General features: G+C 60.1%; 26 protein-coding genes. 15 read left to right on the forward strand and 11 right to left on the reverse strand.

Translation table 11 applies throughout. From position 1 onward, the window contains the following. Positions 1-100: 100 nt before the first annotated feature. Positions 101-745, reverse strand: coding sequence for a TetR/AcrR family transcriptional regulator (locus HBO23_RS09325; RefSeq protein WP_170037867.1), 645 nt, complete (start codon positions 743-745; stop codon positions 101-103). A gap of 121 nt (positions 746-866) precedes the next feature. Here HBO23_RS09325 and HBO23_RS09330 point away from each other — a divergent pair, with 121 nt between their 5' ends. Beyond that, on the forward strand, positions 867-2,084 hold the full coding sequence (locus HBO23_RS09330) for an MFS transporter (RefSeq protein WP_170037869.1): 1,218 nt from the start codon (positions 867-869) through the stop codon (positions 2,082-2,084). Between the two features lie 204 nt (positions 2,085-2,288). Then, the gene (locus tag HBO23_RS09335; protein ID WP_017136998.1) at positions 2,289-3,155 is read left to right on the forward strand and encodes a DNA/RNA non-specific endonuclease; all 867 of its coding nucleotides are present in this window, start codon (positions 2,289-2,291) and stop codon (positions 3,153-3,155) included. Between the two features lie 85 nt (positions 3,156-3,240). Here the strand turns inward: HBO23_RS09335 and HBO23_RS09340 are convergent, their stop codons facing one another. The 5 genes from HBO23_RS09340 to HBO23_RS09360 are packed head-to-tail and all read right to left on the reverse strand — an operon-like array spanning position 3,241 to position 8,225. Then, positions 3,241-4,260: a branched-chain amino acid aminotransferase gene (locus tag HBO23_RS09340; RefSeq protein ID WP_017136997.1), complete on the reverse strand. Its 1,020-nt coding sequence runs from the start codon at positions 4,258-4,260 to the stop codon at positions 3,241-3,243. Positions 4,261-4,293: 33 nt separating this feature from the next. Continuing rightward, complete coding sequence (locus HBO23_RS09345; protein ID WP_170037871.1) at positions 4,294-5,544, reverse strand: ATP-grasp domain-containing protein; 1,251 nt, start codon at positions 5,542-5,544, stop codon at positions 4,294-4,296. Then, positions 5,541-6,488, reverse strand: a complete 948-nt coding sequence (locus HBO23_RS09350; RefSeq protein WP_170037873.1) for a DMT family transporter — start codon at positions 6,486-6,488, stop codon at positions 5,541-5,543. The genes HBO23_RS09345 and HBO23_RS09350 overlap by 4 nt, the downstream gene beginning before the upstream one ends. Then, positions 6,485-7,690, reverse strand: a complete 1,206-nt coding sequence (locus tag HBO23_RS09355) for a DUF6421 family protein (RefSeq protein WP_170037875.1) — start codon at positions 7,688-7,690, stop codon at positions 6,485-6,487. Before HBO23_RS09355 ends, HBO23_RS09350 begins: the two co-directional genes overlap by 4 nt. Continuing rightward, positions 7,677-8,225: a hypothetical protein gene (locus tag HBO23_RS09360; protein WP_017136993.1), complete on the reverse strand. Its 549-nt coding sequence runs from the start codon at positions 8,223-8,225 to the stop codon at positions 7,677-7,679. Before HBO23_RS09360 ends, HBO23_RS09355 begins: the two co-directional genes overlap by 14 nt. Positions 8,226-8,465: 240 nt before the next feature. On the opposite strand from HBO23_RS09360, the gene HBO23_RS09365 reads away from it, so the two are divergent. The 5 genes from HBO23_RS09365 (at position 8,466) to HBO23_RS09385 (ending at position 12,805) form a co-directional block, all read left to right on the forward strand. Beyond that, entirely contained in the window at positions 8,466-9,677 is a 1,212-nt protein-coding gene (locus HBO23_RS09365) for a YeeE/YedE family protein (RefSeq protein ID WP_170037877.1), read from the forward strand. A gap of 26 nt (positions 9,678-9,703) precedes the next feature. Further along, on the forward strand, positions 9,704-10,579 hold the full coding sequence (locus HBO23_RS09370; protein ID WP_169984752.1) for a LysR family transcriptional regulator: 876 nt from the start codon (positions 9,704-9,706) through the stop codon (positions 10,577-10,579). A 111-nt stretch (positions 10,580-10,690) separates the two neighbouring features. Further along, positions 10,691-11,116, forward strand: a complete 426-nt coding sequence (locus tag HBO23_RS09375; RefSeq protein WP_170037879.1) for a VOC family protein — start codon at positions 10,691-10,693, stop codon at positions 11,114-11,116. A gap of 158 nt (positions 11,117-11,274) precedes the next feature. After that, positions 11,275-11,817 carry an isochorismatase family protein gene (locus tag HBO23_RS09380; RefSeq protein ID WP_170037882.1) on the forward strand — a complete coding sequence of 181 codons (543 nt, stop codon included), beginning with the start codon at positions 11,275-11,277 and terminating at the stop codon, positions 11,815-11,817. 4 nt (positions 11,818-11,821) lie between these two features. Continuing rightward, on the forward strand, positions 11,822-12,805 hold the full coding sequence (locus HBO23_RS09385; protein ID WP_017136987.1) for a helix-turn-helix domain-containing protein: 984 nt from the start codon (positions 11,822-11,824) through the stop codon (positions 12,803-12,805). Here HBO23_RS09385 and HBO23_RS09390 read toward each other — a convergent pair. Beyond that, a complete protein-coding gene (locus HBO23_RS09390; RefSeq protein ID WP_017136986.1) occupies positions 12,776-12,943 on the reverse strand; it encodes a DUF2986 domain-containing protein in 168 nt (55 codons plus the stop codon). The two genes, HBO23_RS09385 and HBO23_RS09390, sit on opposite strands and share 30 nt — an antisense overlap. Before the next feature lie 140 nt (positions 12,944-13,083). On the opposite strand from HBO23_RS09390, the gene panB reads away from it, so the two are divergent. Further along, positions 13,084-13,899, forward strand: coding sequence for a 3-methyl-2-oxobutanoate hydroxymethyltransferase (gene panB / locus HBO23_RS09395; RefSeq protein WP_170037884.1), 816 nt, complete (start codon positions 13,084-13,086; stop codon positions 13,897-13,899). Here the strand turns inward: panB and HBO23_RS09400 are convergent. Then, positions 13,887-15,263, reverse strand: a complete 1,377-nt coding sequence (locus HBO23_RS09400; RefSeq protein WP_170037886.1) for a PLP-dependent aminotransferase family protein — start codon at positions 15,261-15,263, stop codon at positions 13,887-13,889. The two genes, panB and HBO23_RS09400, sit on opposite strands and share 13 nt — an antisense overlap. Positions 15,264-15,562: 299 nt before the next feature. Here HBO23_RS09400 and HBO23_RS09405 point away from each other — a divergent pair, with 299 nt between their 5' ends. From HBO23_RS09405 to HBO23_RS09415, 3 genes are read left to right on the forward strand one after another with little or no spacing between them, the layout of a single operon-like run. Next, a complete protein-coding gene (locus tag HBO23_RS09405) occupies positions 15,563-16,546 on the forward strand; it encodes a DUF1852 domain-containing protein (protein ID WP_170037888.1) in 984 nt (327 codons plus the stop codon). A gap of 29 nt (positions 16,547-16,575) precedes the next feature. Continuing rightward, positions 16,576-17,610 carry a methionine synthase gene (locus tag HBO23_RS09410; protein ID WP_170038008.1) on the forward strand — a complete coding sequence of 345 codons (1,035 nt, stop codon included), beginning with the start codon at positions 16,576-16,578 and terminating at the stop codon, positions 17,608-17,610. A gap of 51 nt (positions 17,611-17,661) precedes the next feature. Continuing rightward, positions 17,662-18,177 carry a flavin reductase family protein gene (locus tag HBO23_RS09415; protein ID WP_017136981.1) on the forward strand — a complete coding sequence of 172 codons (516 nt, stop codon included), beginning with the start codon at positions 17,662-17,664 and terminating at the stop codon, positions 18,175-18,177. Positions 18,178-18,883: 706 nt separating this feature from the next. Here the strand turns inward: HBO23_RS09415 and HBO23_RS09420 are convergent. Next, positions 18,884-19,714, reverse strand: coding sequence for an alpha/beta hydrolase (locus HBO23_RS09420; protein WP_017136979.1), 831 nt, complete (start codon positions 19,712-19,714; stop codon positions 18,884-18,886). 159 nt (positions 19,715-19,873) lie between these two features. On the opposite strand from HBO23_RS09420, the gene HBO23_RS09425 reads away from it, so the two are divergent. Together HBO23_RS09425 and HBO23_RS09430 are read left to right on the forward strand one after the other, a co-directional pair. Further along, a complete protein-coding gene (locus tag HBO23_RS09425; RefSeq protein WP_017136978.1) occupies positions 19,874-20,296 on the forward strand; it encodes a MerR family transcriptional regulator in 423 nt (140 codons plus the stop codon). 72 nt (positions 20,297-20,368) lie between these two features. Further along, entirely contained in the window at positions 20,369-21,601 is a 1,233-nt protein-coding gene (locus HBO23_RS09430; protein ID WP_170037890.1) for an NADH:flavin oxidoreductase/NADH oxidase family protein, read from the forward strand. Positions 21,602-21,608: 7 nt separating this feature from the next. On the opposite strand, the gene HBO23_RS09435 is transcribed toward HBO23_RS09430, so the two are convergent. Beyond that, positions 21,609-23,036, reverse strand: a complete 1,428-nt coding sequence (locus HBO23_RS09435; RefSeq protein ID WP_170037892.1) for an MFS transporter — start codon at positions 23,034-23,036, stop codon at positions 21,609-21,611. 95 nt (positions 23,037-23,131) lie between these two features. On the opposite strand from HBO23_RS09435, the gene HBO23_RS09440 reads away from it, so the two are divergent. Both HBO23_RS09440 and HBO23_RS09445 read left to right on the forward strand, forming a co-directional pair. Further along, the gene (locus HBO23_RS09440) at positions 23,132-23,761 is read left to right on the forward strand and encodes a metalloregulator ArsR/SmtB family transcription factor (RefSeq protein WP_202884318.1); all 630 of its coding nucleotides are present in this window, start codon (positions 23,132-23,134) and stop codon (positions 23,759-23,761) included. Positions 23,762-23,841: 80 nt separating this feature from the next. Further along, complete coding sequence (locus HBO23_RS09445; protein WP_170037896.1) at positions 23,842-24,030, forward strand: DUF1737 domain-containing protein; 189 nt, start codon at positions 23,842-23,844, stop codon at positions 24,028-24,030. 265 nt (positions 24,031-24,295) lie between these two features. On the opposite strand, the gene cynR is transcribed toward HBO23_RS09445, so the two are convergent. After that, entirely contained in the window at positions 24,296-25,189 is an 894-nt protein-coding gene (gene cynR, locus HBO23_RS09450) for a transcriptional regulator CynR (protein ID WP_138451195.1), read from the reverse strand. Positions 25,190-25,271: the final 82 nt, after the last annotated feature.

The raw sequence follows: 25,271 nt of genomic DNA on the forward strand, positions 1-25,271 counted from the left end.
GTTTTTGTTGTTGGAAGTGGCCCCATAGTCGGGGCGCTTCAACAAAGGCTCAAATCGATAATTCGCGGGTGTGCATCGGCTGGGCCGATAACGGGCCGGTTCAGGCGTGATTGAAGTGGGTGCGCGGTGCGACGGTTGAGGCTGCAACATCCCATGTCAGCAGGAGTTGAGTGATCGCCGCGTCGATAGCCACATGCGGCACGTTATCGCGCGCCAGAATCGAAACGCCCTGCAAGAAACTGTCAAATACCGTCGCCATCGACGCTGCCTGGGTGGTGCCTGGCAATTGCCCAAGACGTATCCCGCGCTCAACGCAGGCGACGATACCCGCCCGGGTGCGCACCCGCGATTGCGTCAGTGCGTCCGCGACCCGCGCGTTCTCCGGGCTGGGTGCGCTCATCACGCCCAGCGCCACCATGCAGCCCTTGGGGTGCCCGTCTTCACACTGCATGCGCGCCGACTGGCGCAGCGCGGTTTCGATAGCCTTACGCGGGGGCAAAGCCTCGTCCCACAAGCACTCGGTGACCTGGGCGTAGGTGGCCAGATAACGCTGCACGCATTCATCGAACAGCGCTTCTTTGGAGCCGAATGCCGCATAAAAACTCGGCGCGGAGATACCGCCACCCAACCCGGCCTTGAGCTGGGCGAGGGAGGTGGCGTCGTAACCGTGCTGCCAAAACAGGTGCATGGCCTGTTCCACGGCCTGGTCTCGGTCGAAATTACGCGGGCGGCCCATTTGTGCCATGTCGGGAATCCTCTGGGTAAGCGAGATAAATACTAGTCGATACATAAGTCGTTGACAACGAGCTGTGTGTGCACGCAACATTTATATCGATCAGTATCTAAGTCATCTCAAGGAGGCTCCCGTGACACCCTCACTCAGCTTATCCGCGGCATCCGACCGGCTGCCCATTGGCGCCTTGCTCGCCCTGGCCATGACCGGCTTTATCTGCATCGTCACTGAAACCCTGCCCGCAGGGCTGTTGCCGTTGATCAGCGACGGCCTGGCGATTTCGCCGTCGATGGCCGGGCAGATGGTCACGGCCTACGCGCTGGGGTCGGTGCTGGCGGTGATTCCCATGACCATTGCCACCCGTGGCTGGCGGCGGCGCAACGTGTTGCTGCTGACTATCGTCGGCTTTCTGCTGTTTAACTCCATCACCGCGCTGTCGTCCCAGTACGGCGTAACCCTGGTGGCGCGGTTCTTTGCCGGCGTGGCGGCGGGGCTGGCCTGGAGCCTGCTGGCCGGTTATGCCCGGCGCATGGTTGCGCCGCATCAACAGGGTCGGGCGCTGGCACTGGCCATGGTGGGTACGCCGATTGCGTTGTCGCTGGGTGTGCCGCTGGGCACTTGGCTGGGCGGCCTGGTGGGCTGGCGTACGACGTTCGGCCTGATGTCGGCGCTGACGCTGCTGCTGATCGTGTGGGTGCTGGTGAAAGTCCCGGACTATCCACCGCAGCCTGCGCACCAGCGGCTGTCCCTGGGCCAAGTGCTGACCACGCCCGGCGTGCGGCCGGTGCTGGCGGTGGTGATCAGTTGGATGTTGGCGCACAACATTTTGTACACCTACATTGCCCCGTTTGTGGCGCGTGCAGGCTTGGCTGAGCGTGTGGATTTAGTCTTGCTGGTGTTCGGCATTGCCGCGTTGGTGGGGATCTGGTTGACGGCCAAGCTGGTCGAGCCGTTGTTGCGCAAGACGGTGCTGGTAAGCCTGGTGACGTTTGCAGCAGTAACCCTGGTGTTCGGCTTTTTGGGCAGCGTGCCGCAGGTGATCTACCTTGGCGTGGCCGTGTGGGGCCTGAGCTTTGGGGGGGCCGCGACACTGCTGCAAACCGCGTTGGCCGATGCAGCTGGAGAGGGCGCCGATGTGGCGCTGTCGCTGAACGTGGTGGCGTGGAACAGCGCCATTGCGGCCAGCGGCGTGGTCGGTGGCGTGTTGCTGGAGACGTGGGGCGCCGCCTCATTTCCATGGGCAATGGCGCTGTTGCTGCTGGTGGCGTTGGTGATTGCCTGCACGGCGCATGCCCATGGCTTCAAACCGGGACGGCGGTCAGCCGATGGGCCTGCGGTGGCGGGGCACTAGGCGCTAAGCGAGCTTCACGGTCATGGTGCCGCCTGCCAGTTCGGCAAGTTGCTTCCCCGGCAGGCGCAGCATCCTGCGTGAAGCGCTGGCGTGCTTTAACGAGGTGGGGAGCCTGGCGCAGGTGGCCTGGAATTCGATCCGTCAGGCGTCGCACTAAAGTTTAAAGTGAGGGTCCATTAGGCTCCTCACTTTAAGATATAAAACATGCACTTACGCATCATTGCAGTCGGCCTGTCGGCGTGTGTTCTGCTCTCGCCCGGCGCGCAGGCCCGCAGCCTGCTGGACCTGATCAAACCACCGGCCCATGAACACACTTCGCGCTCAAGCTCCATCAGCCAAAGCGCGGCCCTTGGTCTCTATTCCCGTCAAGAAAAACAGCTCTCCTTCGACGGCTGCGCGGACCTGTTTCCTGGCGCCACGCCGATCAACACGGCCACCGTACCCGCCTCGATGAAACCCATGGCGCTGTGTTCGGATCACTTTGCGGTGCTCTACTCGCAAACCAGCAAGACGCCTTTGGTGGTGGTCGAGCGTTTGAACGCCGCACAGTTGAAAGACGCCAAGGGTGAAGAGCGCACCAACCAGTTTTATCCCGATCCGCGCATTCCCAAAGGCGCCCGCGCCGAGCTGAGCGACTACCGCAGCCAGCACCCGGCGGTGGACCGCGGCCACCAGTCCCCAGCCGCCGATGCGCCAAGTGCAAATGCCATGGCGCAGTCCTTCGCCTTGTCGAACATGGTGCCGCAAGACCCCACCAATAACCGCAAGATCTGGAGCAAGGTCGAGGCCGACGTGCGCAAGTTCGCGGTACGTGCAGGCGGTAATGTGTTTGTGTTCACCGGCCCGTTGTTTGATGCCGGCTACAGCACCATCGGCGACAACAAGGTGTGGGTGCCGACACGCCTGTTCAAGCTGGTGTACGACGCTTCGTCCAAACGTGCCTGGGCCTATGTGCTGCCCAACGCCGAAACCCGTATCCAGAAGCCGATGGACTACGACACCTTTGTGAAAAGCACCGGGCTCAAGTTGCTTGGCAACTTGCCGGTTACCGGTTCAGTGGGGCGGACATGAGCCCTTTCGGCCGGTCTGTCTGACGCTTGATCGGCCCGCTGTACTGACACCCACGGGGTGTCGGCACAGCGAGCGCCTCAGGGCTTTAGACTTTTTCGATCCAGCCTGCCGGCGCTTCAACGTCGCCGTTCTGGATGCCCGTCAACTCATTGAACAAACGTTGGGTCATCGGGCCGGCTTCATGTTCACTGTGGAATACATGCAGGTGATCGTTGTAGCGGATACCGCCAATCGGTGTGATAACCGCTGCGGTGCCGCATGCGCCGGCTTCCTTGTAAGCCGCCAGGTTGTCGATATACACATCCTCTTCCACCGCCTTGAGCCCCAGACGGCTTTGCGCAAGCTCGATCAACGAGGCGCGGGTGATGCCAGGCAATACTGAAGGCGAACGCGGGGTCACAAATGTGTTGTCATGGGTGATGGCAAAGAAATTCGCCGAGCCGACTTCTTCGATTTTTTTATGGGTCAGCGGGTCGAGGTAAATGCAGTCGGCAAAACCCGCCTGCCGTGCCTCGGTACCGGGTAGCAGGCTGGCCGCGTAGTTTCCGCCGACCTTGGCGGCGCCGGTGCCATTGGGGGCGGCGCGGTCGTAGTCCGAAATGATGAAGTTGCTCGGTTGCAACACGCCTTTGAACAACGCGCCGACCGGGATGCAAAACACGCAGAAGATAAACTCCGGCGCGGTACGCACACCGATGTTATCGCCCACACCGATGACGAAAGGTCGTAGATACAGCGAGCTGCCTGTTCCGTAGGGCGGCAGGAAGCGTTCGTTGGCCTTGATCACCTGCTTGCAGGCATCAATGAATTGCGCGGTCGAGACGGGCGGCATCAGCAGCCGTGAGCAACTGCGCTGCATACGGGCAGCATTCTGATCGGGGCGAAACAGGTTGATCGAACCATCCTTGCAACGGTAGGCCTTCATCCCCTCAAAACACTGCTGGCCATAATGCAACGCGGTTGAGCCTTCGCTGATATGCAGCTGGTTATCTTCGGTCAGTGCACCTTCCTGCCACTGACCGTCACGCCAATGTGCGATGTAACGAAGGTCGGTTTTCCTGTAGCTGAAACCCAGGTTATTCCAATCCAGTTGCGGATGTTCCATATCACGACTCCCGAACCCGGCTACGGGTGGTATTTATTGGTTCCAGTTGATGCTCAAGGAAGCATCAAGCCATTGGTGGTAAGCGCTCGCCGCCTCATCCGAGGCATGTACCGAGAAGATGAACCCTGGGTAGCCGCCAAACGCGGGAGGTGGTGGTGAAAGATGCCCTGCCTCGAAAAAAGTCACGATCCGGGCGGTTTCAGGGTGCTCCGCGACCTTTTCCAGCCCGCTGAAACCGTTGAAACGGCCATCGCCGCGCAGAGGAATGATGTAGTTTGCTGCCACTCTGGCGGCCGGCAGCACATCGGGCAGTGCCGGGGTGGGCAAACCCAGGGCGGCCTTCATGCACAGTGCGGCGAACGACACGCCGGTGCTCTGTTCCACCACAAAGTGCGAGACCCCCGAGCCCCCTATGCGTGCGCCGATTTCAATCACATACGCTTGCTGGTTGGCATCCAGGCGCAGCTCCACATGGGCGGCGCCCATGGTAATGCCCAGTGCCTTGACCCCGGCGCGCGCGGTCTCACACAGGGCCATGATCAAGGGGTCGTCGATATCTCGACGCTGGCGGTAGATCGTTTCTTCAAACCAGGGCCCTTCGGGTTGGCCCTTGTCGCCCACTGCCAGGACATGCACCCCTTCGATATCGACAAAGCACTCCGCAACGAATTCTTTACCCGGCAAATACTGTTCAACAACCAGGCCTGCGGCTTTGTCCTGGTCATAGAAACGAGCCAGGTCCTTGCTCTGGACCTCCCAGACCGCGTTGACGAGGGCAGGAAGCTCTTCGGCCGTTTTGGCCAGCATCACACCGGTGCTCGACCAGCCGGAGAGCGGCTTGATCACCAGTGGCAACCCCAGGGCGCGGGTTTGCGACAGGTCGTGCGGGTTATCGATGTAGCAAAAGCCCGGCGACCTTAAGCCTGCCTCGGCAAAGGCCTGGCGCATCAGGTACTTGTTGCGGGCCAGCGCCGCCACATGCGGATCGATGCCAGGGGTACCGATTTTTTGCGCCGCCAGTGCCGTCCAGATGATCGCTTCTTCGCGAACCGTCATCACCCCGCCAATCCCTCTCTCTTGCACGCCGGCCCCGAACACTTCCAACGCCACCTGCGGCTCGTCGAAAACCGGCAGCTGCCAGGTCGACGTGACTGCCGGCAAGTGCGCGGGGGCGCTTTCGGTCGTGTCGTAAATCAGTACCAGTTCAATACCTGCCGCTTCTGCGGCCTCAAATACAAAGGACAACTTGGTACTGCGGTGGCAAACCAACGCCAGCTTTTTCATTGTATTTCCTCACTAACCGGTTGGTTTGGGGCACGACGCTTGAACGTCCAGCCCGAGGCGCCTGATGCATCCATGAATAACAGGGTGATCCCCACCATGACCGCAATCATCGCGACGATTTTTACTGCACCCAAGGTCGTGCCGGAGCCGATCAACCACTCACCGGTGACCACGGCGAACGGTGCCAGCAAGCCAATCGCATTGGCATACAGCACGCCGCCCTCGGCCAAAACCTTCTGGTACAACACATACACCGGCGCCGAGCAGGCAGCCCCCAGGATCAGCACTTTGAGCGCATCCTCAAGGTTCAGGCGCAACAAGGGCGCGGGGTCGAGAATGAACAGCGGCACAAAGCACGCCGCGGCGATCAGTGTGACCCAGGCCAGCGAGTTGATCAGTGGCAAATCCTTGAGGTAGCGCTTGGACAGCAGGCCATAAACGGCGTAGGAAAGCGCCGCGACCAGGGCCAGCGCAATGCCAGACGGGCTGACTGCGCTAACGTCACCGGTGTGGGTATTGAACGCCAGCGCCGCGACACTGACGATCACCACACCCGCCAGTTTGAGCCAGGAAAACCCCAGGCTGCGTGTCAGCAGGCCCAGCAAGTAGGTAATGCCCGGGATCGTCGCCAGGACCATGGTCAGGTCGCTGGCTTTCAGCGTTTTCAAGGCGCCGAAGCTGCAGACAAAATAGAGCGAGAACCCCAGGATCGACAGGATGAAAAACCCCGGCATCCTGGCGAGCAGCGGCTTGGATGACAGCGGCGGTCGCGTGCCGAACGCCACGATCAACCATAAGGCGGCGGTTGTGGCCCACAGCCTGAGCCCAACGGCATGCATCACCGAAATGCTACCGAGCAGGTTTTTCGAGAGCAGCCAACTGATCGAGAACAACGCGAGAATGGCCACGGTGAACAGCAGCAGACGGACCTTCAATGCATTCATTGGGGGCACTCGGCCAGCACGCGGCGTGCGTAGTGCGTGGCCGGGAAATTGAAACGTGCCAGTGGGGTTTGCGGTGTGCCCAGATGTTGCTGAACATAGGCTTTGGCACCCGCCAGGTAGGCCTCGTCGTCGAGTGCTTCGAGGGCCTCGATATCGGCAATCATCGACACAAGCTTTTGGTCAAGACGCTCGCTGTCAAAGCTGAGGTGGCCGTGCTCGGTTTCGACCAATGCGTTGGCATTGATCAGCATCTCAAAGAGCAAAATCCCGGTGCCGGCATCGAACGTCATATGCTGGTCCGAGCCCTTGGGGTAGCGGAACATGCGCTCGAGCAGAATGAACTCGGGGATTTCACGCCAAAAGTCCGGACGGTGTTCCAGCACCAGGCGCACCGTAATCAAGTCACACTTGGTTTCTTCCAGCAGGCCGGTAAACCAGTTCAGCTTTATGTACAGGTTTTTGTCCAACGGGCGTGGCCCGGTGTGGTGCGCATAGTCATGGTAATAACCCCACAGGCAACGCGCGTCGTACATGTCTGGCTCAGACATCTGGCGGCTGCTCAATTGGCCGAACAGGAACGGGCTTTGGCGCCCGAACAGACGGTCTGCCTCGACGAGTGTCTGTTCGTTGTAGATACGCAGAAACTTGCTGAAGAAGAACAGCGCGAAGGTCTGTTTATCGACCTTGGCTGCCGTCGCCACGGACTCTGGAAACAGCACTATGCAATTGCCTTGCAGGAACCCCTTCGAGGCCGCTCCCAGCTTGATGCATTGAAACGGTGCCACGTACTGCTCGGTGTACTGCGCGGCCTTTGCCAGGTAAGGGGTTTCACTGCGGTAGCCGGTGACCAGCTCCAGCCGAAAGCCTTCGGGGTCAGGGCCGTTGGTCGCGCGCATGGGGGCCAGTAGAAACAAGGCGTCGCCGGGTGCAGGGGTGTTGAAACTGGCGAGAGTTTTATCGAATAGAGGCCGTTGATCCAGGCCATTCTTCAGCCAGTTGCCCAGGTCTTCCAGGGTCGCCGTCAACAGCGGCGCAGATAGCCCGTCGATCATTGCGGCGTGCCGGTCGAGCTCGGTGATCAAGCGGTTGATGAGGGCATGGTCGGCTACGTTCGGCGCCTTGATGCTGCCATCCAGTTCCTGGCGGGCACGCACTTCGTCGACGATATTGACCAGGGTCGACAGCGGATCAGGCTTTTGCATGGTCGGCTCGCTTCAGCGAATGGACCAGAAAGGCCATCGGCACCTGGCCGAAATCCTCAATGATGTTCAGCTCATGCAGGTCTGCCGCGACCACGGTGGTCACGCACGCATCTGCCTGGCCAGTGCTGCACAGCACGGCGGCATCGGCATTGCTGTTGGCGAACACTTTGCGGTAGTGGCTTGCCACCAGGGATTGGGGCGCGGGATGGGTTGCCACACTCTTTATCTGGTCGGCGCTGGTACGGCTGGCAAGCACCATGGAGTGGGTCGGCATGATGAAGCTGTCGCACAGCTCCATATCGCCCAGGCGGGTAAAAATCAGCGTATGCAAATCGGGGTACGCGGCGCAGCTTAAAAGATAGCCGTCCTGTTTCCCGGACAACTCATCAAAGGCTTGCTCAAGCGTCTCATGCAGAACAATTCGCTGCGTGCCATTGCGCGCTTCACGAGAATCAAGCCACCACTGCGCGGCGGTGGCGCAATTGGTACCCTCGGGGCCGAGCGTATAGATGGTCGGACTGATAGCCGTGTGCATGCTTTAACTTCCTTGTCAGAGCCCACCGGACAGCGGGCCAGAATCCATTCCTGCCACCCATTGGTGGCTGCCTTGGCGGAGGTTACTGTAGGTTTTTTGTTCAAGCAATACACCCGGCGAAACTAAACGTTGCCACCTTCGCAGGCGTTGCCTGGCCGTCTGAATTCCTGCAAAGGCCGACCCTGTCAGGGTTTATACTCACCGCCAAACTTCCCCCTCCGATCAAATCCGAGAAAGCCCATGAGCACCTCCCTTTCCCTGACCCCCGCGCGCAAGCCTATCGCGCCGTTGGCGGCTTTTATCATCCTGGTGGCCGGTGCCGTATTCCTGCAAAACAGCGTCGGCTCGCGCCAGGTGCTGTTGCTGGTGGTCGGCGCCGCATTGGGCTTGACCCTGTACCACGCCGCTTTCGGATTCACGTCGGCCTGGCGCGTATTTATCAATGATCGGCGCGGCGCCGGTTTGCGCGCACAGATGGTCATGCTGGCAGTGGCGGTGTTGCTGTTCTTCCCGGCGCTGGGAGCGGGCACGTTGTTCGGGCAGCCGGTGGTCGGGCTGGTGGCACCGGCTGGCGTATCGGTGGTGTTCGGGGCGTTTATCTTTGGTATCGGCATGCAGTTGGGCGGCGGTTGTGCGTCCGGCACGCTGTTCACCGTCGGCGGCGGCAATGCGCGCATGCTGGTGACGCTGCTGTTTTTTATCTGCGGTTCGCTGATTGCCACGCACCATGTGGATTGGTGGTTCGCGTTGCCGGCGTTCCCGGCGGTGTCCATCGTCAAGAGCTTCGGCGTGTTGCCGGCCATGATTCTGAGCCTTGCCGTGTTCGCGGTCATCGCGCTGGTCACCGTGCGTTTGGAGAAGGGCCGTCACGGCCAGCTTGAACCCGGCGTGAGCAGCGAGCACATCGGCCTGCGCCGCTTCCTGCGCGGGCCTTGGCCATTGGTGTGGGGGGCAATCGGTTTGGCGCTGCTTAACTATGCGACGCTGGCGCTGGCCGGGCGGCCATGGGGCATTACCTCGGCGTTCGCGCTGTGGGGCGCCAAAGTGGCCAGCGGCTTGGGTGTGGACGTGGCCAGTTGGGCGTTCTGGCAAATGCCGGGCAATGCCAAAGCCCTGGCAGCGCCCGTGTGGGAAGACATCACCAGCGTGATGGACATCGGCATCGTCCTCGGCGCGCTGTTGGCTGCGGGCCTGGCCGGGCGTTTTGCCCCAAACCTGAAAATCCCGGCACGTTCGCTGGTGGCCGCAGTGATCGGTGGTTTGCTGCTGGGCTATGGCTCGCGCCTGGCCTACGGCTGCAACATCGGCGCGTACTTCAGCGGCATCGCCTCCGGCAGCCTGCATGGCTGGGTGTGGTTGGTGGCAGCCTTTATTGGTAACAGCGTCGGTGTGCGACTGCGCCCGTTCTTCTTCGCAGGCGAGCGACCGCAGGTGGCCTTGAGCGGTTGCTGAACCCCAACGATCGATAAGGTAGCCCCATGATCAGAGAGCTGAGAACCTTCGTGAGCGCCGCCCGCCGTGGCACTTTCGCCGCCGCCGGGCAGCAGGTGGGGCTGACGCAATCGGCTGTGAGTGCGCAGATCAAACACCTCGAGGACGCCCTGGGCGTCAAGCTGTTCGACCGCACCGGTCGCTCCGCCACGCTCAATGCGGCCGGGCAGCGCGCGGTGCCGCTGGCGGAGGAGATCCTCGATATTTTCTCGCGCATGGGCGCGCCCGACAGCGCCAACAACTTTCACGGCTCGCTGCGCATCGGCGCCATCGGCAGTGTGCAAACCGGCCTCCTGCCCCAGGCGCTGGTCGCGCTTAAACGCCGCGCGCCGTTTATCGAGGTCAGCCTGGTGCCCGGCGTTTCGCTCAACCTGCTCAGCCAGGTGGATGCCGGTGAGCTGGACCTGGCGATCATGATCCACCCGCCGTTCAACCTGCCCAAAGACCTGAATATCGAAGTGATCGCCCGCGAACCCTTTGTGCTGATTACCGCCAAGGACGTGCAGGGCGACGACCCGCTGCAGATCCTGCGCGAGCAACCCTTCGTGCGGTATGACCGTGGCTCGTTCGGCGGGCGCCAGGTCACGCAGTTTCTCAAGGAACACAAGATCCAGACCCGGCAAGCGCTGGAACTCGACGAGCTGGACGCCATCGTCAAGATGGTACGCAGCGGCCTCGGCGTGTCGCTGGTGCCCCTGGCCGGCCTGTGGCTGGAACACGGCAGTGACGTGCGGGTTTTGCGATTGGACAAGCTCACGTTCTACCGTGAAATCGTGCTGCTGACCAAGTACACCCAGCGCCAATTGCCGCTCTTCGAATTATTCAGGGCGTGCGTCATCGAAGTGCTGGATGCGCCGAAGTAGGGCGCGAGCATCGAAATTATAGAGGCTCAGGGCGAAGGATATCCGCTTTATCCGTGGGGCTTTCTGGTGAAGAATCGGGTTCTAACCAAACAGAACCTGCAGGTAGCCACCGTGAGCCTTTCTCCCTTTCACCTAGCGATTCCCGTCTACGACCTGGCCGCCGCGCGTCACTTCTACGGCGATGTGTTTGGCCTTTCGGAAGGTCGCTCCAGTGCGCAATGGGTCGACTTCGATTTCTACGGCCACCAACTGGTGATTCACGAGCACCCCAAGACGCAATCCCAGGAATCGGTGCACTCCAACCCCGTGGACGGCCACGCTGTGCCGGTGCCGCATTTCGGCGTCATCCTGCAATGGGACCAGTGGGAAGCCTTGGCCGATCGGCTGCGCGCGCGGGAGACCGAGTTTGTGATCGAACCCTACATCCGCTTCAAGGGTGAGGTGGGCGAGCAGGCCACCATGTTCCTGTTCGACCCGTGCGGCAACGCCCTGGAGTTCAAGGCGTTCAAGGACATGGGCCAGCTGTTCGCCAAGTAATTGCTCACCGTGCGCAAACGTCCCAGGGTGATTTGCGCCGCTGAGCCGGTATGTCTGAATCGGTCCTGAAGTGGTCCGGCACCTGCCTGTCGCTCATCGGCGCGGGTGCTTACCATGGCTTGCATCAACCACTGTGATGCAAGCCACGAGGACCTGTCATGAACCATAAAGCCCTTATTGTTATCGATGTGCAGCATTCGTTCCGTCATTCTGCTTACTGGTCCGAAAATGACCTGCCGTTGTTCCTGGAAAAACAGCAAGCGCTGATCGATGGGTGTGTTCAACAGGGCATCCCGGTGATACAAGTCTTCCATGTTGAAGACCAAGGGCACTTTTCGATGGCATCGGGCAATGTCAAAACCTTGAGTGAGTTGTCGATCAACCCCGACCTGATCATTCACAAGCGCTTTCACAGCGCCTTTGCCGGCACGCCGTTGGCTGCACGGCTTACGGAGATGGGCGTGAGCGCGCTGATCATCAGTGGCATCCGCACCGAACAGTGCTGCGAAACCACCACCCGGCAGGCGTCGGACAGCGGTTTTGCGGTGGATTTTGTCAGCGAGGCGACCCTGACCTTCCCGATGACCCACGCACGCAGTGGCCGCGAATACAGCGCCGCCGAGATTCGTGAGCGTACCGAACTGGTGCTGGAAGAGCGCTTTGCGCGCATCGTCACCGTCGCCCAGGCGCTGGAGCGTTGAACCCGTGAGCGTGCCGGTGCTGTTCGTGCTGTTGCCCAATGTGCTGATGCTGGACTTGGCCGGCCCCGCCGAGGTGCTGCGCCTGGCCGCGCAGAGCGAGGACCCTGCGGCTCTCGACTTCGACTTGCAGTACGTCAGCCCGGTGCCGTCCCTGCAAACCTCGATTGGCTTGCCGCTGGCCGGCTTGGCGCCCCTGCCGCCAAGCCTGGCGCCCGGCACGCTGGTGGTGTTGGTCGGCTCCACGTCAAAGGTGAGCAAGGCGCAGCAGCAGGCGTTCGAGTCGGCCAGCGACACCTTGACCCAATGGCTGCAAAGCGTGTTTGCAGCGTCGGGCCAGCGGCTTGTTTGCGTGTGCGCCGGCGCATTAAGTGCCGCCCGCGCGGGGTTGCTCGATGGCCGCCAGTGCACCACCCACCACGCGCTGTGCGAGGCATTGCAGGCCCTGGCGCCCAAGGCCCGCGTGCTGGAAAACCGGCTGTATGTCACGGACGGCCCGGTCAGTTGCAGCGCCGGTGTCACGGCGGGCATCGACCTGATGCTGCACCTGCTCGCCGAGTTGGCCGGGCCACGCCTGGCCTGCAGTGTGGCGCGCGACATGGTGGTGTACATGCGTCGCAGCGGCGCCGACCCGCAGCTCTCAGCCTGGATCACCGGTCGCAACCACCTGCACCCGGCCGTGCACCGAGTGCAGGACGCCATCACCGCGGCGCCCTGTGAAGCCTGGACCGTCACACGCATGGCCGAACTGGCGTGCACCAGCAGCCGACACCTGGCGCGGCTGTTCCACGAACACGTCGGCATCAGCCCGTTGGACTACCTGCACACGCTGCGTATCACCGTGGCCCGTGAACTGCTCATGGCGTCGAGCCTGGACATGGAAACCGTCGCCGAGCGCGCAGGCTTTGGGTCAGCCCGGCACCTGCGGCGTATCTGGAGCAAATATGAGGTGGGGACGCCTTCAAGCGGGCGTGTCGGCGCCGCTGGTTGAGGCTTGATCGGCCTCGGCTTCGAGTTTGGCGCGGTCTGCCTTGCTGATGTACTTGTCTTTGCTTTTCGGCGCCAGTTTGGCGCTGGCCTTCTTGGCTTTAGCCTTGAAGAGCTGCTTGAGTTTTTTCTGGCGGTTCATGTGTCGGTGCCTGATGGGTGAAGGCCCGGATGATATCAGGTTAAAAACCTGGGTCGCTTTTTAGCGTCAATCTGTGCATTGAACACCCTGGGGTTTTATCAATAATCGGGCCGTGAATTCAGCACAAACGGAAAACACCGATGAGCCTCCACACCCGCACCAAACGCCTCACCGTCCCGCAACTGGTCGCCATGAAGGGCCAGCAGAAAATCGTCTCCCTCACCGCGTACTCCAGCGCCATCGCCAAGCTGATCGACCCGCTGGTCGACTTCATTCTGGTGGGTGATTCCACGGCGATGGTCGGCTACGGCCGGGCCTCGACCTTGAGCATGCAGCTGGAAGAAATCATCGGCCACACCCGCGCCGTGGTCGACAGCACGCGCCTGGCCTGCGTCATTGCCGACATGCCCTTTGGCAGTTATCAGGAATCCAACGAGCAAGCGTTTCGCAACTGCGCCCAAGTGCTGGCGCGCACTGGTTGCGATGCGCTGAAGCTGGAGGCCAACGTGGCGTTGGCGGGCACCGTCGAGTTTCTGGTGGCGCGCGGCATTCCGGTGATGGCCCATGTGGGGCTGATGCCGCAGTTCGTCAACGTGATGGGCGGCTTCAAGGCCCAAGGGCTTACCGCCGAAACTGCTGCAGTGATTGCCGCAGATGCCCGTGCCAACCTGGAGGCGGGCGCCTTCGGCCTGCTGCTCGAAGGTGTGGCCGAAGGCGTCGCGCGGCAGATCACCCTGGATTCAAGGATGCCCACCATCGGCATTGGCGCTTCACCGGCCTGCGATGGCCAAGTGTTGGTGACCGAAGACCTGTTGGGCCTGGGCGGCGAACACCTGCCGCGCTTCGTCAAACAGTACGCAGATGTAGGCGCGGTGATTCGCGATGCCTGCGAGCGGTTTGCCGACGATGTGCGCCATGGCCGTTTCCCTGAAGCGCGGCATTGCTACGGGCTTTGATCGATCGCCTCGGCCAATCGCTTCACGGCCTGGGCGATATCCTTGCTCCAGTCGAGGGTGTAGCTCAGGCGCAGGTGTTGCGGCCAGGCGCCATGCTGGCTGAACAGCTCGCCAGGGGCGATGACGATGCGTTGAGCCAGCAGGCGCTCAAATACCTGACGCATATCCACCGCATGCGGCGCTTGCAGCCAGAAGCTGGCGCCGCCTTGGGGCGCGATCACCTGCCAATGTTCCTCCAGCAAGGCTTTCATGCCGGTCATGCGCTCCAGCAGCAGCGCCCGCAGCGCTTTTAAATGCACGTCGATACGCTTGGAGGTGAGCAGCTTGGCGATCGCCTTTTGCCGGATCGGTGACAGGCGAAACCCACGCTCCAGAAACACCCGTTGCAATTGCGGCGCGTGCCCGCGGCACACCACATAACCATACGGCGCTTCCGAGCCGATGACTTTATCGAAGGTCGAAAACACCAGCAGCTTCTGCAGGTCGGCGAAGTCGCGATAACGCGGCGGCTGCGCTTCGAAGTACAGCTCGCCGTAGGTGTCGTTTTCCAACAGCCAGATATCCCGCGCCGCCAGCCAGCCGCAGATCTGCTGCTTGTCCTGTGCCGGCATCACGCCGCCCTGGGGGATATTCACCGTCGACGACAGCACCGCCAGGCGAATCGGCTCACGCATCAGCACGCCTTCCAGCGCCGCCAGGTCGAAACGCCCGTGGGCGTCGAGCGGCATTTCGATCACGCGAATCTTCGCCGCTTGCAACTGGCGCAAAATCGCCCACGAACACGGTGACTCCACCAGCGCCACGGTGCCGCACAGGTCCAGGGCATTGAGTGCCGCATCCAGCACGCTGTGCAAGTCCGCGCCGATATACACCTGGTCGGCCTGCCAGTAGCGGTCGGCGGATTGGGTGTAGTGCTCGGCCAACGCGGCACGCAACTCGGGCTCACCGAAGGGTAAGTAAAGCGGCGCGAGAGAGCGTGGGTGCTGGCGAGTCAGTTCACGCTCAAGCATCAGCAGCGGGTTTTCCAGCGACAACAGCATCGCCGGTGCATCGCTGCTCAAGGCAAGCATTCCCGGCTGGCGGGCATTGGCAAACACCTGGTCGAGCAGGTTGGTTTCAGTTGTTACCCGTGCAGGCATGGCCCTCGTGAAATAACCCTGTTTGGGCCGCGCGTAGATCCGCCCTTCATCCTCAAGCAAGGCGTAGGCGTACTTGGTGGTCGACACCGATACGCCAAGGCGCTCGGCCAATTGGCGCAGGGACGGCAGTTTGCGTTCGCCTGACGATGGGCTGGCGTCGATCAACTCGACGAGGTAACGGTAGACCGTCTGATAGGCAAAGCCGGCGTCTTTGGGTTTATCCATGGTCCTTTGAGCTGCGCAAAACAGAGTGGGAAGAGAGCCTGGCAGTATCACTCAAGGCGATCTTATTTGCGCGCGTCTCGGGCTGAACAGCCCACGGCTCGGCCCATTGGGTTTGAGGCAACCCATCATGAACAGGGCTAAAGGTTTAGTGAAATCGTTTCATTATCTCTTGCTCTATAGCCAGCATAGACTCCACCTTAATTATTGAAACTGTAAAGACTTGGGTCAAACGTCGGCGTGTTGCTAAAAGACAAGCAGTGAACTCAAGTCTGTCTCAACTTTTAAGGTGTCAGGTGGTCATGGATAACGCGTTTGAATTTACGATTAAGAGTGTTTGTTTTGACGAGCACTATCGCCCCTCCGAAAACACGCGCACCACCACTAACTTTGCTAATTTGGCCAGGGGCGAGCGTCGTCAGGAAAACTTGTGCAATACCTTGACGATGATTAATAACCGCTTCAATGCCTTGGCGCATTGGGATAACGCTGGCGGTGATCGGTATGCGCTCGAACTCGAGATTGTTTCGGCTGAAATGCAGATCGGTGTTGAAGGCAATGGGCAGGCCATTCCGCTGATTGAAGTGTTGAAAACGACGATTGTGGACCGTAAAACCAATGAGCGCCTTGAGGGCATCGTCGGCAATAATTTTTCTTCGTATGTACGCGACTATGACTTTAGCGTGGTGTTGTTGGGCCACAACAGAGGCCAGGCTGAATTCAGCACGCCCGATAATTTTGGCGACCTGCATGGCAAGCTGTTCAAGTGCTTTGTGAATTCAGCGGCGTACAGGCAGCACTTTAAGAAGTCGCCCGTCATCTGCCTGAGCGTTTCGAATACCAAGACCTATCACCGGACTGAAAACCAGCACCCGGTATTGGGCGTTGAGTACCAGCAGGATGAGTATTCGCTGACCGATGAGTACTTCAAGAAGATGGGCTTGAAGGTGCGCTATTTTATGCCGCCCAACAGTGTTGCACCCTTGGCATTTTATTTTTTCGGTGACGTGCTGAGTGATTACACGACGCTTGAACTTATCAGCACCATTAGCACGATGGACACCTTTCAAAAGATTTACCGGCCTGAAATTTACAATGCCAATTCTGTCGCCGGAAAACGCTACCAACCCAGTTTGAAGCATCAGGATTATTCATTAACACGCATTGTTTATGATCGAGAGGAACGTGGTCGGCTGGCGATTGAGCAGGGCAGGTTTGTTGAGGAAAATTTCATCAAGCCCTATCACGCTGTGCTTGAACAGTGGTCCGCGCAATACGCCGCTTGACTCATCAAACTTACAAGGTTGTGCCTGTCATGAAAAAGTTATTACCCACTTCTACAGCTGGCAGCTTGCCAAAACCGGCCTGGCTTGCTGAGCCCGAGACGCTGTGGTCACCCTGGAAGTTGCAAGGTGACGAATTAATTGAAGGCAAGCAAGATGCCTTGCGTTTGGCGTTGCAAGAACAGCAAAACGCCGGGATTGATATCGTCAGTGATGGCGAGCAAACCCGCCAACACTTTGTCACCACGTTTATCGAACACCTGAGCGGCGTTGATTTCGAGAAGCGTGAAACCGTCAGGATTCGTGATCGCTATGACGCGAGCGTGCCGACGGTCGTAGGCGCCGTTGCGCGCCAAAAGCCGGTGTTTGTCGAAGACGCCAGGTTCTTGCGCCAGCAAACCAACCAGCCGATCAAATGGGCGCTGCCAGGCCCCATGACCATGATCGATACGCTGTATGACAACCACTATAAAAGCCGCGAAAAACTCGCGTGGGAATTCGCCAAGATCCTCAACGAAGAAGCCCGGGAATTGGAAGCGGCGGGCGTCGACATTATTCAGTTTGATGAACCGGCCTTTAACGTGTTCTTTGACGAGGTGAATGACTGGGGCGTCGCCACCCTGGAACGGGCCATTGAAGGCCTTAAATGCGAAACGGCGGTGCATATCTGTTATGGCTATGGCATCAAGGCCAACACCGATTGGAAAAAGACCCTGGGGGCGGAGTGGCGGCAATATGAAGAAGCCTTCCCCAAGCTACAGAAATCCAGCATCGATATCATTTCGCTGGAATGTCACAACTCCCATGTCCCCATGGACCTGATTGAGCTCATTCGTGGCAAAAAAGTCATGGTTGGGGCCATTGATGTGGCAAACCACGCCATTGAAACGCCCGAGGAAGTGGCCGATACCCTGCGTAAAGCCCTTCAGTTTGTTGATGCCGACAAGCTTTATCCGTGCACCAACTGTGGCATGGCGCCCTTGCCTCGCCGCGTGGCGAGCGGCAAGTTGAATGCATTGAGTGCAGGCGCAGAGATCGTTCGAAGAGAGCTCAATAACGCGCGTTGAGCCACCATTGGAAGGGGTGTACCAAGTTGCACTCCCTGTTCAGGATTTACCATGTCATTTCCCACTACGACGGTCGAGCCACTGAGCTTTCGCGAAGCGCTCGGGCACTACGCGTCCGGTATTACGGTGATTACCTCGCACCTGGATGACGAGCCGGTCGGCTTCACGTGTCAGTCGTTCTACAGCGTGTCGATGAGCCCACCGCTGGTGTCATTCAGCGTAATGTCCAATTCGGCCAGCTACCCCAAGATTCGCCAGGCCGGTCGATTCGTGGTCAATATCCTGTCGGGTGAGCAGGCCGGGATTTCCAACCAATTCGCCCGCCGCGGCACAGACAAATGGCACGGCGTGCAATGGCAGCACTCGCCTTTGGGTAATCCGATCATTGCCGGCAGCCTGCACTGGCTGGATTGCGAAATTCACGCCGAACACGCCGCCGGTGACCACCTGATCGTGATTGGTGAAGTAAAGGCGTTAAGTCTGCGAGCAGCGGCTGCGGCGAAGCCCTTGCTGTATTTCAAGGGGCAGTATTGCAACATCGCCGCACAGGGCGTGGTTCACGGGTAGGTAAAGGTGTGGTTAATAATGTAAGTGCCTAGCGTGTTCGTACGCGCTGTCACCCAGGCAACGGTCATACCGCGTTTTATTTGATCGTCAAGTTCTGATCGGGTTGTGCACAGTTCGATATCGCGCTCAGTGTGTAGATCCTTGATCCATAAGCCCGCCTCGCAACGACTATATTTCCCATAAGCCGGTCCCGGAAACCTGATTTCATAGACGGATTTATAGTGGATTACTTCGCCAGGCAGCAGGTAGACGCACACGGCATAACTATTCAGGAGGAAAACGAATCCAAGGCTGAAGCCCCCTAAAAACTTGTTAGTCGAAGACATATTAGTGCTGTTGGGCGGGCGATTGCGTTCGGGCCTGAACGCACAATAGAGGCCTGTCACAACGCCGAATACCACATAGGTCGTCCATTCAGGAATCCATGCCATCAAGATGGTTTGCCTGGCAACCCGAGAGGCCCAGCCCATGTAAAACATCCATGCCCCAAGGACGAGAAGCACTAATATCAACGCCGCTATTCTTTTGAATTGTCTCCCGAGTGAGGGGTGTTTCATTGTTTTTTTTGCTCGGTTCGTTGGTCGGCTGGGTAGCGTTGAGTGAACACCGGTGTGTTCAACCGATCAATCCACTCAAGCAAAATACCATCTAACCGGGCGCGACGACGCCCACTACTTCTCTGTGCGGCGCCGCAGCAACGAGTGACTTAGCTTCGTAAAAACTCAAGCAAATCCGCGTTGATGACATCCGCATTCGTCGTCGGCATCCCATGGGGAAACCCTGCATAGGTCTTCAACGTGCCATTCTTCAACAGTTTTGCCGACAACGGCCCGGAATCTTCATACGGCACAATCTGGTCATCATCGCCGTGCATCACCAGCACGGGGATCGTGATGCGCCGCAAAGCCTCAGTAAAGTCCGTTTGCGAAAACGCCACAATCCCGTCGTAGTGGGCGATTGCGCAACCCATCATGCCTTGTCGCCACCAGTTCTGGATCACGCCTTCCGACGGTTTGGCACCCGGCCGGTTGTAGCCATAAAAAGGCCCCGATGGTACGTCGCGATAGAACTGCGCACGGTTGGCTTTGAGCTGCGCCTGCATGTCGTCGAACACCGACTTGGGCAAGCCGCCTGGATTGCTCGGTGTTTGCAGCATCAACGGTGGCACGGCGCTGATGATGGCGGCTTTGGATACGCGGTCTTCGCCGTGGCGGGCAATGTAGTGAATGACTTCGCCACCGCCGGTGGAGTGGCCCACATGGGCGGCGCCCTGTACACCAAGGTGGTTGACCACGGCGGCGACGTCGTCGGCGTAGTGGTCCATGTCGTGGCCGTCCCAGACCTGGCTGGAGCGGCCATGGCCGCGGCGGTCGTGGGCGACGACGCGGTAACCGTTAGCCAGGAAGAACAGCATCTGCGCATCCCAGTCATCGGCGCTCAGTGGCCAGCCGTGGTGGAAGAAGACCACCGGGGCATCGCGTGGGCCCCAGTCTTTGTAAAAGATCTCAACGCCGTCCTGCGTAGTGACATACCCCATGTTCATCTCTCCAAAGTGATTGATCGGCCATCAACAGCAACGTGTTGATCGTGACCGGTTGAACAAAGTGCGGCTCAACCGATGGGCGGCCACGCTTGGCTGCCTGATCACTTGAGGTTTACAGTCCGCCTCAAGGTCAATGTGCGCGCGGAGTGGAACATGAGAATAGGCGAACTGGCGAAACTCAGCGGCTTGGCGCCATCGCGCATCCGTTTCTACGAAGCGAGCGGCCTGATCAAGTCGGTCACGCGCAAGGCCAACGGTTATCGGGACTATGCGCCGGAGGCAGCGGGGATGTTGCAACTGATCACGGGCGCACAGGCGGCAGGGTTTTCCCTGGAAGAAATCCGCCAATTGCTGCCGATGAACGCTGGCGGCTGGCAGCATGAGGCGTTGCTCGGAGGGCTCAAGCGCAAGGTCGAGGAAATCGAGGTGTTGCAGCAACGCCTGGCGCAGAATAAGGCCCAGTTGCTGCGGGTGATTGACGGCATCGAAGGCAAGCCTGAGGGCGTGGCGTGTGCGGACAATGCGCAGTTGTTGCTCAACCGCCTGCAGGATGAGCGCGAGAAAGCCGTGCACTGACCTGAAAAAAGCCATTGACCTTAAAGTTGGCTTTAATCTTATGGTGGTCCCACGCCAACTGAGGACTGCTCCATGAATCTGTTCGATCCCCTGTTATTACCCAACGGTTCGACCATCAATAACCGCATCGCCAAAGCCGCCATGGAAGAGAATATGGCAGACGCCGACCAGGCGCCTTCCGCCGATTTGCTGCGTCTCTACCAGGCCTGGGCCGATGGTGGTGCCGGCCTGATCATCACCGGCAACGTGATGGTTGACGGCCGCGCCATGACCGGCCCCGGTGGCGTGGTGTTGCAGGATGATCAGCAACTGGCCAAGTTCAAGCGCTGGGCGCAAGTGGGGCGCGCAGGTGGCGCGCAATTCTGGTTGCAGATCAACCATCCCGGCCGCCAGATGCAGGCCAATCTGGGGCAACAGACCTGGGCACCCTCGGCGGTTGCCATGGACCTGGGCACGTTATCCAAACACTTCAGCCGACCCCAGGCGATGACCGCCGAGGTGATTGCCGAGGTTATCCAGCGTTTTGCGCGCACCGCACGCCTGGGCGAACAAGCCGGTTTTACTGGCGTGGAAATTCATGCGGCGCATGGTTATTTGTTGAGTCAGTTCCTCTCACCGTTGAGCAATCAACGCACAGACGCGTGGGGCGGCTCCCTGGAAAACCGCGCGCGGCTGTTGCTCGATATCGTCAAGGCGGTACGGGCGGTGGTTAGCAGGGAATTCGCGGTGGCGGTCAAACTCAACTCCGCGGATTTCCAGCGCGGCGGGTTTACCGCCGATGACGCCAAGCAGGTGGTTGAGTGGCTCAACGACTTGGGCGTGGACCTGGTGGAATTGTCCGGTGGCAGTTACGAAGCGCCCGCCATGCAGGGGGACGCGCGTGACGGCCGAACCCTGGCGCGTGAGGCTTATTTTGTTGAGTTTGCCCACGACATCCAGACGGTCGCCAAGATGCCGGTGATGGTCACCGGCGGTATCCGTCGACGCCCGGTGGCTGAAAGCGTGGTGCACAGCGGCGTGGATATGGTGGGCATCGGCACCGCGTTGGCGATTGATCCGCAACTGCCGCGTGCGTGGCTTGAAGGCAAAGACACAGCGCCCGAACTGCCGCCGATCACTTGGAAAAACAAAGCCTTCGCCTCCTTGGCCAATATGGCGCTGGTCAAGTTCCAGCTGCGCAAACTCAGCCAGCGCAAGCAGCCTGATCCCGGCGTATCACCGTTACGCGCATTGATCGAGCAGCAACTGGGCAACGCTTTGCGCACGCGGCAGTATCGCCGCTGGATCGCCAAGCGTAGCGCGTAGGCGGTGGTCAGGACGGGGTCAGTTGCGCCGCCGCAACCTTCACCCGCGTCGCGCGCCGCGCCATCACCCAGGCCAGCACCGGCGCCAGGGTAAACAGGGCAAACAACCACTGTGCCGCGTTGGCGATGCCGGCATTGCCGGTGGCGTCGTTGATACCCGCCACGTTGGAAATCACTCCCGCCAATGCCGCGCCCAGGGCCATGGCGAACAGCTGCAAGGTGGTGATCGACGCGGCGGCCGTGTCCTTGTCCTGCTCCGACGCCACTTGCAGGATGCGCGTCAGCAGGTGCGGCCAGCCCAGGCCGATGCCGAAACCGACCAGGAACAGCCCGAGGCAGATCGGCGCCAACCGCGCCCATTCACCCAGGCTTTCCACCGGCGTGGTGATGGCTAGCAGCACCAGCCCGGCCACGATAAACAGCGGCCCCGCGAGGATGGCGCGCTGTGCGCTGCGGCCGCTCCAGCTGGAACTGAGGATTTCCGACACGGTCCAGCCGGCCGCCATCAGCGCCGCCATGTACCCGGCAACCAGCGGTGATTGACCATGCAGGTGTTGCAGAAAATACGGCATGAAAATCTCGCTGCTCATGCCGATCACCAGCAGGCAAGTGGTTGCATACAGCGCGCACAGCGGGGCGTCGAACTTCAGTGCGTCCTTGGGCAGCAGGCGTATGGTCGCGGTGGATTCGTGGCGGACCAGTGCATAGACCAGCACGGCGCACACTGCGATGCCCAGCAGGTTCCAGCTCGGCAGCGCCGAAACGCTGCCTGCGCACACGGCCAGCACGGCGGCGGCCAACAGCACCAGTTGCGGCACCGGCAAGCGGCTGGCCGTGCTCGCCGTGGGATCGCGGGGCGGCAGCGCACGGTGGGTGAGTACCATATAAGCAAGGCTTATCGGCACCATGGCGCCGAAGGCGAAACGCCAGGCATCCATCTCGGCGAACACGCCACCGACCGCCGGGCCGACCAAGGTAGCCACGCCCCACATGCCCGATACCAGCGCCATCGCCCGCGGCCATAAGCGCTCTTCGAACACCAGTTGGATCATCGAGTAACACAGGGCCAGCAACATGCCGCCGCCCAACCCCTGAATCAAACGCCCGACCAGCATCACCGGCATGTTTGGCGCCAAGGCGCAGATCAGCACACCGACCATAAAGATCAACGTGGCGACGGTATACGCCAGCCGCGGCCCGGTGCGTTGCAGCAGCTTGGAGGTGAGGGCTGAGCCGATGATCGAGGCCACCACGTACAGGGTGGTGCTCCACGCATACAGGGCCAGACCGCCGATTTCGGCGACCACCGACGGTAGAATGGTCGTGGCGATATAGGTGTTGGTGGCATACAGCGCAATGCCGCCGGAGAGGGCGATGGAACGGGTGGCATTCTTGCCCCGGAGCAACTCGCTCCAGCTGCTGTCTTGGGTGTGCATCGACGATTCCTTGTGCCGCTGGAAGGCTTGGGTTAATTTGCCAAGTAATTGCTTTGAATATTGCGACGAGGCTGTTTATTTTGTCAAGAAACGACTTGGAATATTCGCCGGTGTCGCCGGCGGAGCGTTTGCTGCACCTGCTCAAGACCCGTGGGCCACAATTGGCCAGTGATGCTGGCGAGTTCCTCGGCACCACCGGTGAAGCGGCACGCCAGCAGTTGGTGAAGCTGGCGGCCAGTGGGTTGGTCGAGGCGCGCTCCGAGGTACGCGGGGTAGGGCGCCCGACCCAGGTTTGGCAGCTCACGGCGACGGGGCACGCGCGCTTTCCGGATACCCATTCCGAACTCACCGTGCAACTGTTGCAGACCGTACGCGAGACCTTTGGTGAAGAGGCTATTGAGCGTTTGATTGACGTGCGCGAGCGCCAGACCCTGGCGTTGTATGAACGTGAGATGCAAGGCGTCAGCGGCCTTAAAGCGCGGGTCGAAAAGCTTGCGGCACTGCGCACGCGTGAAGGTTATATGGCCCAGTGCAGCGAGCAGCCGGACGGTGCCCTGATCCTGGTGGAGAACCACTGCCCGATCTGCGCAGCGGCTACTGCGTGCCAAGGGTTTTGCCGCGCAGAATTGCAGGTGTTCGAGCAGGTGTTGCGTGCCAAGGTCGAGCGCGTGGAGCACATCCAACTGGGCGCGCGGCGGTGTGCTTATCGGATTGCTCAGGTTTGAATCGGGTCGTCGGTGTTTTTTGCAGGGAATGATGAGTGCTAGAGTCGACATGAATCATGTCGAACCAGGAAGTTACGTCCATGCAAACCACTCCTCCCGATGGCTTACCGGTTTACCGGCTGTTAACCGGCAAAGATGACGCCACGTTTTGTCATCGAGTCTCTGAAGCGCTTGCGCTGGGTTACCAGCTGTATGGTTCACCTGCGGCCACGTTCAATGGTGAGTATGTGGTGGTTGCCCAAGCGATAGTTTGGGGGACTGGGAAGTAGGTTTTGCGATAGACAAAGCGCCGGTCAAACAGCATGGTGCAGAGCGTGGTTAGCGTAGCACCGGGCAGTGTTGAGCCTACCTTTGTGGCGAGCGGGCTTGCCCCGCGTTGGGCTGCGAAGCAGCCCTGAAATCAGGCGCTGCTTTTTTTCAGAAAGAGCGCGGTGGCATTACTGGGGCCGCTGCGCAGCCCAACGCGGGGCAAGCCCGCTCGCCACAACAGCCCGTTCAGCCTGTAGCATCGCAGCGGTGCGACGATTCGGCACGTCAGCTCCCTTCTCCCAGTGCTACCGCTACCTCTTTGGCCACCTCGATAAACGCCCGCGCCGCCGCACTCTGGTACACACCTTTGCGCTGCATCAACACCGCCGTGCGCTGCAACCGTTGCGGCCCCAGTTCAATGGCTACCAACTCGGGATGCGCCCGTGCAATCGCGGCCGGCAGTAGCGTCGACAGCGTGGTCCGGCGCACCACCTCGATCAATGCGCCAATCACATTGGCCTCCATCACCACGCGTGGGCGGATGCCGTGTTGGTTGCAGTAGCGGTCGATCTGCTCGCGGGTGGCGAACGCCTTGCTGAGCAAGATCAGCGATTCGCTATTGAGCGCCTGCAGCCCAATGGCAGCCTCGCCCGCCAACGGGTGTTGGCTGCCGACCACCAACGCCAGGGTTTCCACCAGCAGCGGGTAGCTGTCGATGTCGGGTGCGTGCGCTTGATCAAAGGCAATGCCCACATCCAGCTCGTCAGCCAGCAACTGGTTCTCCATCTGCTCCTGAGCGACCTCGCGCACGTTCAGCGTGATGTTCGGATAGCGGCGGTGAAAGGTTTCCACCAGCGGCCCCACCAGGTAGGTGGTGAAAGTGGGCGTAACAGCAAACCTCAGCGTCCCACGGCTCAAATCGCCAACGTCATGGATCGCACGCTGGCCTTCCTGCAGTTCCTGCGCCGCCCGTAACGCATAGCGCAGGTAAACCTCCCCCGCGTCGGTCAGACGGGTCTTGCGCCCTGAGCGGTCAAACAACTGCGCGCCGAGGCTCTCCTCCAACTGCCGCACTTGCTGCGACAGCGCCGGCTGCGAGACATGCAGGGCCGTCGCTGCCTTGGTAAAGCCCTGATGCTCTGCGACAGCAAGGAAGTAGTGGATATGTCGGGCCAGCATGCTTGTACTCATAAGATTATCTGATGTGCTTGATCGTATATGAGACTTTTACCTTATTTAAGTGGCTGCGTAACCTTTGCTT

This window comes from Pseudomonas sp. WS 5532 (genome assembly GCF_012985445.1).
Lineage (GTDB): Bacteria > Pseudomonadota > Gammaproteobacteria > Pseudomonadales > Pseudomonadaceae > Aquipseudomonas > Aquipseudomonas edaphica.